Genomic DNA, 16,252 nt, shown 5'->3' with positions numbered 1-16,252 from the left:
GTGATCACGGACGTCGCCGAGGTCAACGGGATCCGGATGTACTACCGGCGGGCGGGCGAGGGGCCGCTGCTCCTGCTCCTGCACGGCTGGCCGCAGACCGGGCACTGCTGGCACCGGATCATGGCGCCGCTCGCCGCCGCGGGCCGTACCGTCGTCGCCCCCGACCTGCGCGGCTACGGCCGCAGCGACCGGCCGCGCGGCGGCCACGACAAGCGCACCAAGGCCGCGGACCTGCATGAGCTCGTCGCCGCGCTCGGGTTCGAGTCGGCCGCCGTGGTCGGGCACGACCGCGGCGCGCGGGTCGCCCACCGCTGGGCGCTGGACCATCCGGACGACATCACCCGGCTGATGCTGCTCGACATCGTCCCGACCCGGGAGATGTGGCGGCGGATGGACCACCGGCTGGCCGCCGGAAGCTGGCACTGGCTCTTCCACCTGCAGCCCGACCTGCCGGAACGGCTCGCCGGCGCGGACACCGCCGGCTACCTGCGGCACTTCTTCGACGCCTGGTCGCACCGGCCGCTGCCCGAGGACGACATCGCCGAGTACGTCCGGGCGTTCTCCGCGCCGGGCGCGCTGCGCGCGGGCTTCGACGACTACCGGGCGTCCTTCCCGGACGACGCCGACGCCGACGACGCCGCGGCGGGCCGGAAGATCGGCATGCCGCTCCGCGTCCTGTGGGGGCAGGCGAGCTTCCTCGCCGGGATCGACGCCGTGGACGTCTGGCGCGACTACGCCGACGACGTCACCGGCGCGATGGTCGAGGACTGCGGCCACTTCCTGGCCGAGGAACGCCCCGACCACCTCCTGACCGAGATCCGCGCCTTCCTCACCTGAGCCCCCGGCCCGGCGACCGCCCCGTCCGGTCAGGCCGGGCGGCGGCGCTTGGTGCCGGTGCGGGGGCGCGGGGTGCGCCTTGAGCGGGCGTTGCGCCTCCTCTTCTCGTACCTCGACATCAACAGGCCCACATTCCCCGCTCGGGGCGGCGGCGCGGCGCGGCACGCGGCCCCGCCCGGCGGAAAGTCCACGGCCCGGACGGCGCAGTCGTGGTCGAGGTTCGCGTGGACGGGGTGCGGGTCGGCGGGGCGGGCGAACGGGACGTGCAGGAAGCCGGCCGTGGGAAAGTACCTGGCCAGTTTCACCAGCAGGGTGAGGATGTCGTCCCACACGCCCCGGAAGGTGTACTTGAACGCGACCTTGAATTCGCTGCCGAGGCTCCACGAGCGCCGGACGACGGGCGCGTCCTTCCCGCCCTCGTCGTCGCCGTCGCCGTCGCCGTCGTGCAGCAGGTGTAACGGCTCGCTGTGGAAACGCGTGCGGAACTTCCCCGTCTTGACGTCGGTGTAGCCCTGCAGCTTCCCGCCGTCGTCGAGCGTGGCGCCGAAGTCCGGGGGCTGGACGGGGAGGAAGCGCGAACTCAGCGAGACCCGCCCTTCCGCGGCGGCCCCGGCCTTCGGCAGCCGGTCGGCCGTCCCCGCGGAGAACGAGCCGCCGATCCCGACCCCGCCCTCGAACGTCAGCGCCACCCCGCCGTCCGTGCTCACGACGCGGAGGCCGCCGCCGAGGCCGCGGTAGAAACTGACTTTGAACTCCGCGCCTCCGACCTTCCCCAGCATGCCCATCGCCCGGGGACGGAGGGGCGGCGGCGGGCCCTCGGGCGCGCGGTCCGTCCCGCGCGTCTCCGCGGACGGACGGACGAGGGGGCAGCCGCGGGTCTCGACCGGCTCGACGACGCGGGCGAGCGGGTGGGCCGACGGGCTCAGCACCGCCACGATCAGCGCGAGGATCTGGACGCACGCACCACGGACGACTCCCTCCATAGCGCGCTTCCAACTCCTCTGGTCACGAGTACCGACGGCGCCCGGAGGCGACCGTGATCACCCCGGACGTCCGTGCAATATGTCGGACCATATAGCACTATGGAGTTGCTCGATTACAAAAAGTGACCAAGAGTCTGTAGGTCAAGTTGGACACCGCCTCCCGTTCGCGCGGCCGGGACGGGGCGCCCGAGATCGGCTAGGGCAGGCGCAGGGCGGCGGGGGCCGCCGCCGGGACGGACGGTGCGTGCGGCGCGACCCGGTCGACGCGGGCGTAGGGCTCGCCGGGCGCCGGGCGGGGGTCCTTCTCGCCGCGGTTCGGCCAGAGCGACATCGCCCGCTCGGCCTGCGCGGTGATGGTGAGGGACGGGTTGACGCCGAGGTTCGCGGTGACGGCGGAGCCGTCGACGATGTGCAGGCCGGGGTGGCCGTGGACGCGGTGGTAGGGGTCGATCACGCCGGCCTCGGGCGTCTCGCCGATGACGCAGCCGCCGATGAAGTGGGCCGTCGTCGGGATGTTGAACAGGTCGAACCACGTCCCGCCGGGGGTCGCGTCGAGTTCCTCGGCGAGCATCCGGACGGCCTTGTGCGCGATGGGGATCCACGTGGGGTTCGGCTCGCCCTCGCCCTGCCGCGCGACGAGCCGTCCGCGCCGGGCGCCGACGGTGATGGAGTTGTCGGCGGTCTGCATGACCAGGGCGATGACGGTACGGTTCGCCCAGTCCTTGAGGGACAGGCCCCGCAGGATGATCGTCGGGTGCCGGGCGGCCTGCCCCAGGAACTTCAGCCAGCGCGGCGCCCGTCCGCCGCCGTCGACGAGGAGCGTGCGGATGAACCCCATCAGGTTGTTGCCGGTGCCGTAGCGGGTGGGTTCGATGTGCGTCCGGTCGTCGGGGTGGAACGAGGACGTGATCGCGAGACCGGTGCCGTGGTCGACGTGCTTCCCACGGTGCCAGACGGTCATGCGCTCGACGCCGAGGAGCGCCTCGGAGTTCGTCCGGGTCAGCTCGCCGAGGCGCGGGGACAGGTCCGGGAGGCGGCCGGTGTCGCGCATCCGGTGCAGGAGGGTCTGCGTGCCGTGGGTTCCGGCGGCGAGCACGACCTGCTCCGCGGTCATCGTCCGGCGGTGGCGGCGCAGGGCGCCGGTGCGCTCGATGGACACCCGGTAGCCGCCGGAGTCGAGCGGGTCGAGCGCGGTCACCGTCGTGTCGGGGACGACGCGGACGCCCGCCTTCTCCGCGAGGTACAGGTAGTTCTTCGTGAGCATGTTCTTCGCGCCGACCCGGCAGCCGATCATGCACGAGCCGCACGCGGTGCACGTCGTCCGGCGGGGGCCCGCGCCGCCGAAGTACGGGTCGTCGTGGGTGGTCCCGGCGTCCTCGCCGAAGAACACCCCGACCGGCGTGGGGTGGTAGGTGTCGCCGGCGCCCATCCGGTCGGCGACCCGCTTGATCGCCTCGTCGGCGGGCGTGACCAGCGGGTTCGTCACGACGCCGAGCATCCGGCGGGCCTGGTCGTAGTGCGGCCTCAGCTCGTCCCGCCAGTCGGTGATGTCACCCCACGCGCGGTCGGTGAAGAACGGCTCCGGCGGCTCGTACAGCGTGTTGGCGTACACGAGGGAGCCGCCGCCGACGCCGGCGCCCGCGAGGACGAGCACGCCCGCCTTCCCGCCGACCCGGTGCATCCGCTGGATGCCGCGCAGCCCCAGGCGGGGCATCCACAGGTACTTGCGCAGCCGCCAGGACGTCCTGGGCAGCGAGTCCTCGTCGAACCGGCGGCCCGCCTCCAGGACCGCGACGCGGTACCCCTTCTCGGCGAGCCGCAGCGCCGCGACGCTGCCGCCGAAGCCCGAACCGACCACGATGACGTCGAAGTCGAATGCCTTGCTGGTCACGCGCATCACCTCGTCACACGAATGACCCCCGAGTGTCACCCCCCGTGCTCGTCGCGCACCATACAGCGGGACGCGCGATCCGGAAACGGCGTTATCAATCCGTTGACAACGTTCTCCGCAGGATCAGCTCGAGCTCCAGGCAGCGCCGCGGGTCGCGCAGGTCGTCGCCGAAGAGGAGCTGCAGGTGCCGCAGCCGGTACCGGACGGTCTGCGGGTGCACGCGCAGGCGGCGTCCGGCGTCGGCGGCGTTGAAGTTGTGCTCCAGCAGGGCCAGCAGCGTCTCGGTGAGCCGGTCGCGGCGGGCGGGCGGGACGGTGCGCAGCGGCGCGAGCCGCGTCGCGGCGGCGTCGTCGATCAGCTCCCCGGCGCGCGAGATCACCAGGGCCGGGACGTGCTCGGCGCTGCGGATCGGGCCGCTGTCGGGGATGCCGCCGCGGCCCGCGAGGGCGAGCGTCTCGCGGGCCCACCGCAGCGAGCGGGCGGCGCGGGCGAGCGGCACGGCGGGCCCGATCGCGACGACCCAGTCGCGCAGGAGGTCGTCCGGCAGGACGGGACGGGCGCCGCCCGGGGCGTCCGGGAACAGCAGGGCGGGTTCGGCGGCGCCGAAGTCGGCGAGCGCGCCGGGCGGCGGCGTGCGCGGCGGGACGGCGCCGTCCCGGCGGGGGCGCGCGGCCGCCGCCGCGACGGTGCGGGGCCGCGGCCAGCGCGCCTCGCGGGCGAGCGCCGCGACCAGGTCGGGGTCGGCGGGCGGATCGGCGAGCAGCAGGTGCAGCAGCCGGGAGCGGCGCCGGACGTCCAGGTCGGTCCCGGCGGCGCGCTCCTCCCGGTACCCGGCGGCGATCACCTCGGCGACCGCGTCCATGTAGGCGAACTGGGCGTCCACCACCAGCCCCAGCGCCGCGCGGTCGAGGTCGAGGCCGCCGGGGACGGCCGCGAGCGTGCGCCACGCGGCGAGCGCGGACCGGCGCAGCGCCTGCCCGATCTCGTCGGGGTCGCGGCCGTCGCGCGCCAGATGGCGCCCGACCCGCAGGTAGAACGCCCGCACCCGGTCCCAGCCGGCGTCCGGGTCGTCGACCAGGTCGCAGAAGTGCCGCAGCCCCGCCGCGACCCCGGACCGCACCCGGCGCCCCTCGTCCCCGGCCGCCGGCGCCGCACCGCGCTCGCCCAGCTCGCGCAGCAGCTCGCCGGCCGCCCGGTCCACCCGGGCCCGCAGCCACTCCGTTATTTCTTTCGGAACCTTCTCGAACGTGGACACGTCCAATGCCATTCGCCGTTTCCCCCTCAGGATCATCGGTCCCAAGGATTGCGGATCCCGCGCCATTCCGGTTGTGCCGGACGGTACTCGTCGGACGAGTTTTCCTGGGGGCGGGTGACAAAGGGCGGGCGCGGAGAATTCAGCCGAACGTGTCGAGTCCCGCGATGCGCCAGCGGCCGTCCCGGCGGACGGCGTCCACCGCCAGCATCGCGGGCGCGTGCGAGCTGCGGCCGTCGCCGGTCCGGGTCGTGCGCTGGTCGGCGAACACGAGGAGCCGCGCCCGCCCGTCCGCGAGCGTGACCACGGCGCTCTCGGTGACCCGGGTACTCAGCACCGCCTCGCGTTTCGGCGCCTCCTCGCGCACCTTTCCGAAGATGCCCTCGTATTGCCCGGCCGCGTCGCCGGTGAGAAACTCCTCTGCCGCTTTCCGGGTGCGTTCGGGGGCCGCGTGGTCGTAGGAGAACAACCGCCCGATCATGTCGGCGACCGCGCCTTTCACCTCGCTCGTCGCGGCGCCGTCGGTGAGCGCGGTGTTCCGCACGGCCGGATCGTCCCGCAACGCCGCCGCCTCCTGCCGCGCCCAGAACCCGGACGCCGCCAGCAGCACCGCCACGAGCCCGAGCACGGCGGGCCGGACCGCCGTCGCGCGCCGGTTCACAGCGCGTCCCGCAGCGCCCGGCCGAGCCCGCTCAGCTTCCAGCCGCCGCCCGTCCGGTCGAGCCGCGCGACCAGGCGGTCCTGCTTGACCACCGGGTCGCCCTCGGGCGGCGTCACGGTGATCTCGACCGCCACCAGGACGCGCGCCCGCCCCGACCGCGCGTCCAGCTCGGCCACCGCCGCCTCCAGGACCTTCGCGGACGTCACCGTCCTCGCCTCCCGCACCCGCTTCTCGAACTCCGCCCGGCCCCGCGTGATCTCCTCGTGCAGCTCCCCGGTCGTCGACTCCCGCCACGTCCGCAGGTCCGGCTCCAGGGTGCGGTAGTCGAGCGTGTTGAGGTTCTGCACCGACTGCTCCCCCGCCCGCAGCGCCTCCGTCCGGACGCGCGAGTACGCGGCCGCGTCGTCGTGCGCCGCCGCGTACCACGACCGGCCGCCCCAGAGCGCGAACACCGCCGCGAGGACGGCCAGCGCGACCGCCGTCCGGTGCACGAGATCCGGGCCCTCGTCCATCAGACCGCCCGCAGGTCGTGGATCGTCCAGCGCCCGCCGTCCCGCCGCGCCGTCACGACGAGCTGCGCCGCCGCGGGCGTCCCCACCGGCTTCCCCGCGCGCGTCGCCGTCTGGTCGAGGAACACCAGCACCCGTGCGGCGTCGCCGTCGAGCGACACCACCCCGGTCCGCACCACCCGCGTCACGAGCGTCACCCGCTGCTCCGGCGCCTGCCGCTTCACCTCGCCAAACAGCACGCGGTACTGCCGCAGCGCCGGGCCCCGCAGTACGTCCGCCGCGGCCCGCTCGGTCGCGGCGACGTCCCCCGCCGCGTACCCGAACACCGACGTCAGCCCGCGCGACACCGCCCCGGTCAGCTCCGCCTCCGCCGCCCCGCCGGCCACGACCCGCTCGTCCTCGCGGACCGCGTCCGCGAGGGGCCGCAGCGCGACGCCGATCAGCACGATGCCGAGCGCGACGGCGAACGGCCGGTACAACCGGAGCAGCCGCCTCATCGCGCACCCACCGGGACGGACGTGAGCGACTCGAGCTTCCACCCCTGCGGCGTCCGCGCGAGCTCCGCCTCGAACCGCTTGCGCTGCATCGTCGGCTCCCCGCCCCGCAACGTCAGCCGCACCCGCACCGACGCGATCACCTCGGCCTTCCCGGCCCGCTCGTCCAGCGAGGTCACGGCGGCGCCGGTGACGGTCGCCGCGGCGTCCGTCCCCGACTCCCCGATCTTCCGCCGGTTCGCCGCCTCGTCCTCCCGCAGGTGCGCGTGCAGCGCCCCCGTCGTCGCCCCGAGCCACGCACGCAACCCCCCGTCCACGTCGCCGGCGTCCATCGAGTTCAGCACCCCGATGTGCCGCTCGGCCGCCCGCAGGACCACCGCCCGTCCCCCCGAGGGCCCGGCCGCCGGTTCGTCCCGCCAGACCGTCCACGCGGACCAGCCGAGGAACACGACCGCCGCCGCCACGACGCACCACCCCACGAGCCCCCACCCGGCGAGCAGCGTCCCCGGGCCCGCCCGGCCGTCGCGGCGCCGGTCGGACCGCCGGTCGGACCACTTCCGGTCCCCGCGCGACCGGTCCCCGCGCGGTCGTTCCCCGTGCGACCGGTCCCCGCGCTTCCCGTCCCCACGCTTCCCGTCCCCACGCCACCGGTCCCCGCGCCACCGTTCCGCGCGCCACCGGTCCCCGCGCTTCCGGTCCGCCGACGTGGGCGGCCCCTTCGGGCTTTCGCCGCCGTCCGCGTCGCCGCCGCCGTCCGGGTACGGCGGTCGTGCACCCTTCTCGCTCCCGGCACGCCGGGTGCGTCCGCGCCAGCGGTCCCGCGACGCGGAGGTCCGCTCCCGGCGCTCGCCGCCGTCCTCGGCGCGCAGCGCGCCGCGCCACGCGGCGTCGTCCGCACCGGCGCCCCCGGACGTCCCGTCCGCGACGGACTCCCGGCGCCCGGTCACGGCCGGGCCTCCGGGAGTGCGAGCAGAGCACGCAGGTCCGGCGCGCCCGCGGCCCCCTCCGGCACTCCCGGCAGTGCGAGCGCGCCGGGCAGCGACGGGTCGGGAACGGCGGCGTCGAGCACCGAACCGGCGCGTGCGGGTTCGGGGACGGGGCGGCGCGGGACGTTCGCCGCGCCGCGGACGTTGACGCCGCTCGACGGGGGCGCGGTGCAGGACGCCGCGACGTTCAGCGGGGCGCCCGGGGACGTGTCGAGCCCGTTGCGGTACTTCGTTCCCTCGTAACCGGCCGTGCAGTTCGGGGGCTCGAAGAAGGTGGTGACCATTCCGAAGGTGAGCCGGCCGTCGCGCACGACCGACGTTCCGGCGGCGACCGCGGCCGGCAGCTCGGACATGAGTTGTTCGAGCCCGTCGGTGCGGTGGGCGAGGAGTTCGGAGGTGGTGAGGAGGTTCGCGACGAGGACGCTCAGCGAGGGGTCGAGGTCGCGGACGAGCGCGCGGAGTTCGGTGGCGGCGCCGGGGGCGGTCGCGACGAGGTCGCGGAACTCGGGGTCGGACTCGCGGAGCTGTCCGGCGAGCAGGCGCGCGTTGCTGCCGAACGTCTTGAGGGCCGCGGCCTCCTCGTTCTGGGTGCGCAGGACGGTCTCGGCGTCGTCGATCAGCGTGCGCGTCGGGACGACGTTCGCGTTGGCGGCGTCGGTCAGCGCGCGGGTCTCGTCGAGGAGGGCGCGCAGGTTGGGGCCCTGCCCGGCGAGCGCAATCCCGAGTTCGTCGACGACGGTGCGCAGCGCGTCCGTCGGCACCGATTCGGCGAGCGCGTTGACGCTGGTGAGCAGGTCGGTGACCGGGGGCGGCGTGGCGGTGGCGGAGCGCGGGATCACCTCGCCCGCCGCCAGGTACGGGCCGGACGCGGTGGCCGGGCGCAGGTCGATGTACTGCTCGCCGATCGCGGAGCGGTTCGCGACGACGGCCTCGGTGCGGGCGGGGATGCGCGGGGCGTCGTCGTCGATGCGGAGTTCGGCGACGACACCGTCGGCGGTCAGGTGGAGTTCGCCGACGCGTCCGACGGACGAGCCCCGGTAGGTGACGTCGGCGTTCTCGGCCAGGCCCCCGGCCTCGCCGAGTTCGGCCTCGATGACGTAGTGGTCGGCGAGGCCGACGTACTTGCCCAGGTCCGCGTAGTTGAGGCCGACGTGGGCGACGGCGTAGAGGCCGACGACGAGGAAGACGAGGTTCTTGATGCGGGTGCCGAGGGTGAGCATCAGTCCCCCTGGACGGCGGGGAGCGGGGCGATGGGCGGGACGATCGTGGTGCCCGGCTCCGCGGTGACGGTCAGGTACACGTTCAGGTAGTCGCCCTTGATCGCGGGAAGGACGGCGTCGGTGAACGGGTAGGTCAGCAGGACCTCGAGGGCGTTCGGGAGGTCGGTGCCGGCGTCGGAGAGCTTGCGGAGGGTCGGTTCGAGGGCCTCCAGGTCGGCGATGAGGTCCGCTTTGCTCCGGTTCACGGTGGTCACGGCGACGTCCGACAGCTCGTCGAGCGAGGCGAGCATCTGGACGAGCGCGCCGCGCTGCTCCTCGAGCACCCGCAGGCCGGGTTCGAGGTCGGTGAGGGCGACGTCGATCTGGTCGTCGCGGGCCCGCAGGGTCGCGGAGAGGCGGTTCATCCCGTCGATGGCGTCGATGATCCCCTCGCGGTTGGCGTCGAGGGCGCCGACGAGCTGTTCGGCCTGGTGCAGGAGCGACCGGATCTCGGGTTCATTGCCGTCGAGGGCGCGGTTCAGCTCCGTGGTGATCGTGCGGATCTGGGCGATCCCGCCGCCGTTGAGCAGCATCGACAGGGCGCCGAACACCTCCTCGACCTCGGGGTTGCGGCCGGTGCGGGAGGCCGGGATGACGGCGCCGTCCGCGAGCCGCCCACCGCCCGGCGAACCGGACGAACCGGGCGTGGACAGCTCGACGAACTTCTCGCCGAGCAGGCTGGACTGCCGGACGTTCGCGTGCGCGTCCGCCGGGAGCCGGACGTCGCCGTTGACCTGCATGGTCACGACGGCGGTCCAGCCGTCGGCGGGGAGCGATACGCCGGTGACGCGGCCGACCGCGACGTCGTTGACCTTGACGGCGGACTGCGGGACGAGGTTGAGGACGTCCGCGAACTCGGCCCGCACCGTGTACGGGTGGTCGCCGAGGTCGGCGCCGCCGGGCAGGGGGACGTCCTGGAGGCCGCCGAAGCCGCAGCCGGACGCGAGGGTCGCGGCGGCGAGCGCGAGCGCGAGTGCCCGGCGGGTCACGGCGCCTCCCCTCGGACGGGCCGTCCGGTGACGGGCAGCGGGGTCAGCTCGGTGAGGTTCTGCCGCCCCATCAGCGACTTCGTGGCGGGGTCGTAGGCGCCCAGGACGTTCACGACGTTGATCGCCTGGACGTCGAGGGCCTCGGCGAGCGAGCGGCGCTGCTTCACGAGCGTCCGCGTGATGTCGGACAGCTTGTGCACGTTCTCCCGCACCTGTTGGCGGTTGTCGCGGATGAACGCCTCGACGTCGGCGAGGGCGCGGGTGAGCAGCCGGATCGCGGCGTCCAGCTCGTGCCGGTCGGCGGCGAGGAACTCGCTGACGTCGGCGAGCTGCCGTTCGGCCCGCCGCACCTGCCCGTCGTTCTCCCTGAGCATGGACGTGAACGTCTGCAGGGAACGGATCGTCGCGAAGAGGTCGTGCTGGGAGCCGGAGAGGGTCTTGGCCGCCTGCGCCATCCGTTCGGTGGTGGTGCGGATGTCGCGGCCGTTGCCGTCGAGGTTCTCCGCGCCGGTCTCGAGGGCCCGGGAGAGCGCGCCGTCGGCGTTGACGCCGCCGGGTCCGAGGTCGCCGGCGAGGCGTTCGACGGCGGCGTAGACCTGGTCGAGTTCCATCGGCGTCGCGGTGTCCCGGACGTCGATGACGCCGCCGGACCGCAGCACCGGGCCGCCCGTGTACGCGGGGGTGAGCTGGACGTACCGGTCGGCGACGACGCTCGGTGCGATCGCGACGGCCTTCGCCCCGGACGGCACGCGCACGCCGTGGTCGACGGTGAGGACGGTCCGGACGCGCGGGCCCTCGGGCGTGACGGAGTCGATCGCGCCGACGCGGACGCCGAGCACGCGCACGTCCGAGCCCGCGGAGATGCCGACGGCGCTGCGGAAGTACACGGTGATGCGGGTGCCGTCGGGGCCCTGGACGCGGACGAGCGCGAGCGCGGCCGCCACCAGGAGTGCGGCACCGGCGGCGACGAGGACGGCCGGCCCCCGAAGTCTGCGGAGCATCAGCCACCGCCCTTCCGGGGCGGCACGCACCCCTCGTCGGGGGCTTCGCGGCCCTCCGGCAGGTACTCGGGCGGGACGAGCCCGCACAGGTAGCCGTCCATCCAGCGCCCGTTCCCGAGGCTGTTGCCCAGCAGCCGGGTGTACGGGCCGGCGGTCTTCAGCGCGCGGTCCAGGTTCGCTTGGTTCTGCTCAAGCAGGTCGGTGACGCGGCCGAGCGCGCGCAGCGTGGGGTCGAGTTGCTCTTGGTTGTCGGCAACGAGACCGGAGATCTGCCGGGACAGTTCCTGGGTGCCGACAAGGAGGTTGTGGATCGCTTCCCGGCGGCGGCGGATCTCGGCCAGCAGCAGGTTGCCGTCGCGCAGGAGCGCTTCGATGTTCCCGCTCTGGTCGGCCATCGTCCCGGTCACCTGGCGGGTGTTCGCGAGGAGCCGGGACAGTTCGGCGTCCCGCGACGCGATCGTCTTCGACAGCGCGGACAGGCCCGACAGGGCCTCGCGGACCTCGGGCGCCGTGTCGTCGAACGTCCCGGACAGGACGTCGAGGCTCTGCGCGAGGCGGGCGGTGTCGAGGCGCCCGACGGTCCCCGCGAGGTCCTCGAACGCCTCGGTGACGTCGTAGGGGGACGTCGTCCGGCCGAGCGGGATCCGGTCGCCCGGGTCCTGTGCGCGCGCGCCGAGCGGGTCTACCGCGAGGTACTTGTCGCCGAGCAGCGTCTTGATGGCGATCGCGACGGTGCTGGCGTCGCCGACCCACGTGTCCCGGACGCGGAACGACACGGCGACCTTCGCGCCGTCCAGCCGGACGGCCGTGACCTCGCCGACCTTCACGCCCGCGACCCGCACCTCGTTGCCGGCGCGCAGCCCGGCGGCCTCGCCGAAGTCGGCGGTGTAGCGGGTGCCGCCGCCGATGACCGGCAGCTCCTTGGCGTTGTAGGCGAGCAGCGCCGCGACCGTCAGCAGGGTGATCGACACGACGGCGACCACGATCGGGTTCCGCTCCCGCACCGGCCTGACCAGCGGGCGCCGCCGCCCCGCCGGCCGCCGCCTCACGGTTCGGGCCTTGCCCGGTCGCGCGCTCATGCGCCGCACCTCGCGTCCGTCAGCGGCACGCCGGACGGCGGCGGGTGCTCCTCGCCCGGGTACTGCTCGTAGGTGACGCCCGTGACGGCCGCCTCGCACATGTAGAGGTTCAGCCACGAGCCGTACGAGGCGACGCGGCCGATGGCCTCCGCCTTCACGGGCAGGGTCTCCAGGAACCGTTCGACGGTGTCCGACTCGTCCGCGAGGTTGTCCGAGAGGCGTCCGAGCTGCTCGATGTCGCGTTTCAGCGGCTCCCGGCCGTCCCGCAGCAGCCCGGCGGTGGTGCCCGCGAGCGCGTCGAGCGCGCCGATCGCCTCGCCGATCGCCGTCCGGTCGGACGCCAGCCCGGACACCAGGCGGCGCAGCGTCGAGACGAGCGTGCCGAGCTCGTCGTCGCGCGCGTTGACGGTGCCGAGGACGGCGTTCAGGTTGTCGATCACCTGCCCGATGACCCGGTCCTTCGCGGCGATCCCGCCGGTCAGCGACCCGATCGTGGACAGCAGCCCCTCGACCGTCCCGCCCTCGCCCTGCAGCACCTGGACGAGCGACCCGGCGAGCTTGTTGACGTCGCCGGGCGACAGCGCCTGGAACAGCGGCTGGAACCCGTTGAACAGCTGCGTCAGGTTCAGCGCGGGCGTGGTCCGCTCGACCGGGATCGTCGCGCCCGGCCGCAGCGTGCCGGCGGCGCCGGTGCCGCGGTCGAGCGCGACGTACCGCTGCCCGATCAGGTTCAGGTACTTGATCGTCGCGGTGGCGGTGGCGGGCAGCTCGCGGCCCCGCTCGACCGCGAACGTGACCTGCGCGGTGCGCCGGTCGACGACGTCGATGTCCTCGACGCGGCCGACCTCGACGCCCGCGATCCGCACGCCGTCGCCGTCCCGCAGCCCGGACGCGTCGGTGAACCGCGCCTTGTAGGAGACGGTGTCGCGGGCGCCGAACCGTCCGATGGACAGCGCCAGCATCCCGGTCGCGACGGCGGTCACGACGACGAACGCCAGCGACTTCGCGAGCGGCCCGGCGAGGCTCCTGCGCTTCACTTCAGCGTCACCTCCGCGCCCCGGTAGAGGGGGCCGACGAGCACGCTGCTCCAGCCGGGCAGCGCCTCCGGCACCTCCTGGACGGACGGCGCCACCAGCTCGTTCACCATCCGGTTCTCCTGCGGCGAGTTCGGCAGGCCGAGCGCGCCGGGCGCGACGGCGACGGGCGTCGCGGCGCCCGCCCCCGCGTCCGGCAGGGCGGCCCCGTCCGGCTCCGCGCCGCCGCCCGTCCCGTACGGGACGGGGTAGCAGTGCGGGCCGTCGGCCTCGGTGTAGCGGGGCCGGTCGCGGCCCGGCACGTACTTCCCCTTGGACGGGACGGTCGTGACGTTCACGTGCAGTCCCGGACGGTCGGTGCCCGCGCCGAGGACCTCGTCCATGACGGGCACGAAATCGGTGAGCATCGCGAGGGTGCAGGGGAACGCGGGCGAGTACTCGCGCAGCAGCTCCAGGGTCGGGCGGCTCTCGGCCGTCAGCCGGATGAAGTTCTCGCTGTTCTCGTGCAGGAAGTCCGACAGGTTCCGGGACGCGTCGGTGAGCGACGCGTAGAGCCGTCCGAGGTCGTCGCGCTGCGCGGCGATGCTGCGGCTGGTGTAGGAGAAGTCGTTGAGCGCCTGCAGGACGTCCGGTGCGGCCTGCTCGTAGTGGTGCGTGACCTGCACGAGCTCGCGGATGCCTCGGTTCAGCGCCGGGACGCTCGGGTTGATCTCCTTCAGGTACGCGTCGAGTTCGACGAGCGTCCGTCCGAGCTCGGTGCCGCGCCCGTCCAGGGCCGTCGACACGGCGGTGAGGGTCGCGGCGAGCTTCGCGGGCCGGACGGCGGTGAGCAGCGGGTACAGGTTGTCGAGGACGCGCTGCAGCTCGATCGCGTTCGCCGACCGGTCCTGGGTGATCACGCTGCCCGCGACCAGCCGGGCGCGGGCCGGGCGCGCGGGCGGGATCAGCGCGACGTACCGCTGCCCGAACAGGGTCGTGGGGAGCAGCTGCGCGGACACGTTCGCGGGCAGCATCGGCACCCGCTCCGGGTCGATCGCGAGCCGCAGCGTCGCGCCCCGCCCGTCCGAGTCGATCTCGCGGACCTCGCCGACGACGACGCCGCGCAGCTTCACGTCCGCGTGCGGGTGCATCTCGCTGCCGACGCTCGCCGTCCGCAGCGTCACCCACGCCACCTCGGTGAACCGCTTGTCGTACACCGCGATCGACAGCCAGATCAGCAGCGCCGGGACCAGCAGGAACACCACGCCCGCGAGCCGCCTGCCGAGGACGGGCGAGGTCGCGCGGCGGCGCCGTCCGGCCGTCCGGCGGGCGTTCGTCCGGGCGCTCGTCCGGGCGCTCATCCGGCGACCTTCACGGTCGTGGTCGTTCCCCACACCGCCAGGCTGAAGAAGAAGTCGCTGACGCTGATCAGGACGATCGAGGTGCGGACCGCGCGGCCGACGGCCCGGCCCACCCCGGCGGGGCCGCCGGCCGCACGGTAGCCGTAGTAGCAGTGCGAGAGGATCACCAGCACGCTGAACACCAGCACCTTGAGGAACGACAGGACGACGTCCACGGGCGACAGGAACAGCCCGAAGTAGTGGTCGTAGGTCCCCGCGGACTGCCCGTTGACGTGCACCGTCACCGCCCGGGACGCCAGGTACGCGCACAGCAGCCCGACCGCGTACAGCGGGACGATCGCGACCGCGCCCGCGATGATCCGGGTCGTCACCAGGTAGGGCAGGCTCGGGATGCCCATGACCTCGAGCGCGTCGACCTCGTCGCCGATCCGCATCGCGCCGAGCTGCGCGGTGAACCCGGCCCCGACCGTCGCCGACAGCGCCAGCCCCGACACCACCGGCGCGATCTCCCGCGTGTTGATGTACGCGGACGCGAACCCGGTGAACGCGGACGTCCCGATCTGCTGCAGCGCCGAGTAGCCCTGCATGCCGACGACGACGCCGGTGGCGAGGGTCATCGCGACCATCACGCCGATCGTCCCGCCGATCACGCCGAGGCCACCGCTGCCGAACGCGACCTCGGCCAGCAGCCGCTGCACCTCGCGCCAGTACCGGCGGACGGCGCGCGGCGCCCACAGCAGCGCCCGCACGTAGAACAGGCCCTGGTCGCCGGGGGCGTCCAGCCAGCCGAACCAGCGGGACGGGCCGGCGCGCAGCGTGCCGAGCACGGCCATCGCTCACCCTCCCTTCGGCGGGACGACCTGCAGGTAGATCCCGGTGATGACGAGGTTGAGCAGGAACAGCAGGAGGAACGTGATGACGACCGACTGGTTCACGACGTCGCCGACGCCCTTCGGCCCGCCCTTCGGGTTCAGCCCCCGGTACGAGGCGACGACCCCGGCGACGAACCCGAACAGGATCGCCTTCGCCTCCCCGACGTAGATGTCGGGGAGCTGCGCGAGCGCCGAGAAGCTCGCGACGTACGCGCCGGGCGTCCCGCCCTGCATGAGCACGTTGAAGAAGTAGCCGCCCGCGACCCCGACGACCGACACGAGGCCGTTCAGCAGGAACGCGACGGCGACGCAGGCGAGCACGCGCGGGACGACGAGGCGCTGCACCGGCGAGACGCCGAGCACCTCCATCGCGTCCAGCTCCTCGCGGATCGTGCGGGCGCCGATGTCGGCGCAGATCGTCGAGCCCGCCACCCCGGCCACCAGCAGCGCCACGATCATCGGGCTGGCCTGCTGGATCACCACCAGGACGCTCGCGGCGCCGGTGAACGACTGCGCGCCGAACTGCTGCGTGAGCGACCCGACCTGCAGCGACGTGACCGCGCCGAACGGGATCGAGACGAGCGCCGTCGGCAGGATCGTCACGCTGGCGATGAACCAGAACTGCTCGACGAACTCGCGGAACTGGAACGGGCGGCGGAACGCCATGCCGAGCACGGTCGCGCCGAGCGCGAACATCCGGCCGGCCTCGCGCAGCGCGTTCAGCGGGTATTCGATGACGGGCGTCGGCACGACTCCGGCCTCCTTTCGCGCTTTCCGGTTTTACGGTCGGCGGCTCAAGTTACTCGGCGGTTAATTGCCCGGACAAGGCATCGAGCCGCATCAAATCGTAGGGGGCGCCTTTTCTAGCGGGCGGTGATATTTTCGACTTCCACCGAACCCCGCTTTTTCATCAGCGGCAGAGCATTTTCCGGGGGACGCCCCGGCGGCCCCCGCCCGTTGTCACGCGGGTGACAACGCGCGGCCGATGATCCTGTGCGACATGACAAAGCCGCCCCCTGCCGGGCGACGCATAATGTCCGGATCGCACCTCGCCGGATCCCCACC

General features: G+C 73.8%; 16 protein-coding genes. 1 reads left to right on the top strand and 15 read right to left on the bottom strand.

From position 1 onward, the window contains the following. Window positions 1-837 (top strand): alpha/beta fold hydrolase, encoded by an 837-nt coding sequence (locus F7P10_RS23695; protein WP_254715979.1) that lies wholly within the window; start codon window positions 1-3, stop codon window positions 835-837. Window positions 838-866: 29 nt separating this feature from the next. Here the strand turns inward: F7P10_RS23695 and F7P10_RS23690 are convergent, their stop codons facing one another. The 15 genes from F7P10_RS23690 to F7P10_RS23620 form a co-directional block, all read right to left on the bottom strand. Next, the gene (locus F7P10_RS23690) at window positions 867-1,820 is read right to left on the bottom strand and encodes a hypothetical protein (protein ID WP_151012336.1); all 954 of its coding nucleotides are present in this window, start codon (window positions 1,818-1,820) and stop codon (window positions 867-869) included. A 196-nt stretch (window positions 1,821-2,016) separates the two neighbouring features. Continuing rightward, window positions 2,017-3,711, bottom strand: a complete 1,695-nt coding sequence (locus F7P10_RS23685; protein WP_254715978.1) for a GMC oxidoreductase — start codon at window positions 3,709-3,711, stop codon at window positions 2,017-2,019. 94 nt (window positions 3,712-3,805) lie between these two features. Further along, window positions 3,806-4,978, bottom strand: a complete 1,173-nt coding sequence (locus F7P10_RS23680) for a helix-turn-helix domain-containing protein (RefSeq protein WP_151012332.1) — start codon at window positions 4,976-4,978, stop codon at window positions 3,806-3,808. A 127-nt stretch (window positions 4,979-5,105) separates the two neighbouring features. Continuing rightward, window positions 5,106-5,624, bottom strand: a complete 519-nt coding sequence (locus tag F7P10_RS23675) for a nuclear transport factor 2 family protein (protein WP_151012330.1) — start codon at window positions 5,622-5,624, stop codon at window positions 5,106-5,108. Continuing rightward, window positions 5,621-6,136: a hypothetical protein gene (locus tag F7P10_RS23670; RefSeq protein ID WP_151012328.1), complete on the bottom strand. Its 516-nt coding sequence runs from the start codon at window positions 6,134-6,136 to the stop codon at window positions 5,621-5,623. The genes F7P10_RS23675 and F7P10_RS23670 overlap by 4 nt, the downstream gene beginning before the upstream one ends. Continuing rightward, window positions 6,136-6,630 carry a hypothetical protein gene (locus tag F7P10_RS23665; RefSeq protein WP_151012326.1) on the bottom strand — a complete coding sequence of 165 codons (495 nt, stop codon included), beginning with the start codon at window positions 6,628-6,630 and terminating at the stop codon, window positions 6,136-6,138. The genes F7P10_RS23670 and F7P10_RS23665 overlap by 1 nt, the downstream gene beginning before the upstream one ends. Beyond that, the gene (locus F7P10_RS23660) at window positions 6,627-7,574 is read right to left on the bottom strand and encodes a hypothetical protein (protein ID WP_151012325.1); all 948 of its coding nucleotides are present in this window, start codon (window positions 7,572-7,574) and stop codon (window positions 6,627-6,629) included. The genes F7P10_RS23665 and F7P10_RS23660 overlap by 4 nt, the downstream gene beginning before the upstream one ends. Continuing rightward, the gene (locus tag F7P10_RS23655) at window positions 7,571-8,833 is read right to left on the bottom strand and encodes an MlaD family protein (RefSeq protein ID WP_151012323.1); all 1,263 of its coding nucleotides are present in this window, start codon (window positions 8,831-8,833) and stop codon (window positions 7,571-7,573) included. Before F7P10_RS23655 ends, F7P10_RS23660 begins: the two co-directional genes overlap by 4 nt. Beyond that, entirely contained in the window at window positions 8,833-9,861 is a 1,029-nt protein-coding gene (locus F7P10_RS23650; protein WP_151012321.1) for an MCE family protein, read from the bottom strand. Before F7P10_RS23650 ends, F7P10_RS23655 begins: the two co-directional genes overlap by 1 nt. After that, window positions 9,858-10,862 carry an MCE family protein gene (locus tag F7P10_RS23645; protein ID WP_151012319.1) on the bottom strand — a complete coding sequence of 335 codons (1,005 nt, stop codon included), beginning with the start codon at window positions 10,860-10,862 and terminating at the stop codon, window positions 9,858-9,860. The genes F7P10_RS23650 and F7P10_RS23645 overlap by 4 nt, the downstream gene beginning before the upstream one ends. After that, window positions 10,862-11,941, bottom strand: coding sequence for an MCE family protein (locus tag F7P10_RS23640; RefSeq protein ID WP_151012317.1), 1,080 nt, complete (start codon window positions 11,939-11,941; stop codon window positions 10,862-10,864). Before F7P10_RS23640 ends, F7P10_RS23645 begins: the two co-directional genes overlap by 1 nt. Continuing rightward, a complete protein-coding gene (locus F7P10_RS23635) occupies window positions 11,938-12,978 on the bottom strand; it encodes an MCE family protein (protein ID WP_151012315.1) in 1,041 nt (346 codons plus the stop codon). The genes F7P10_RS23640 and F7P10_RS23635 overlap by 4 nt, the downstream gene beginning before the upstream one ends. After that, on the bottom strand, window positions 12,975-14,315 hold the full coding sequence (locus F7P10_RS23630; RefSeq protein ID WP_151012313.1) for an MCE family protein: 1,341 nt from the start codon (window positions 14,313-14,315) through the stop codon (window positions 12,975-12,977). The genes F7P10_RS23635 and F7P10_RS23630 overlap by 4 nt, the downstream gene beginning before the upstream one ends. Continuing rightward, window positions 14,312-15,148, bottom strand: coding sequence for an ABC transporter permease (locus tag F7P10_RS23625; RefSeq protein WP_151012311.1), 837 nt, complete (start codon window positions 15,146-15,148; stop codon window positions 14,312-14,314). The genes F7P10_RS23630 and F7P10_RS23625 overlap by 4 nt, the downstream gene beginning before the upstream one ends. Before the next feature lie 3 nt (window positions 15,149-15,151). Continuing rightward, complete coding sequence (locus F7P10_RS23620) at window positions 15,152-15,883, bottom strand: ABC transporter permease (RefSeq protein WP_075900612.1); 732 nt, start codon at window positions 15,881-15,883, stop codon at window positions 15,152-15,154. Window positions 15,884-16,252: the final 369 nt, after the last annotated feature.

Origin of the sequence: Actinomadura sp. WMMB 499, from assembly GCF_008824145.1 — a bacterium.
Classification (GTDB): domain Bacteria; phylum Actinomycetota; class Actinomycetes; order Streptosporangiales; family Streptosporangiaceae; genus Spirillospora.
The sequence above is the reverse complement of the archived record's forward strand: the minus strand, read 5'-3'. Positions and strand labels throughout refer to the sequence as shown.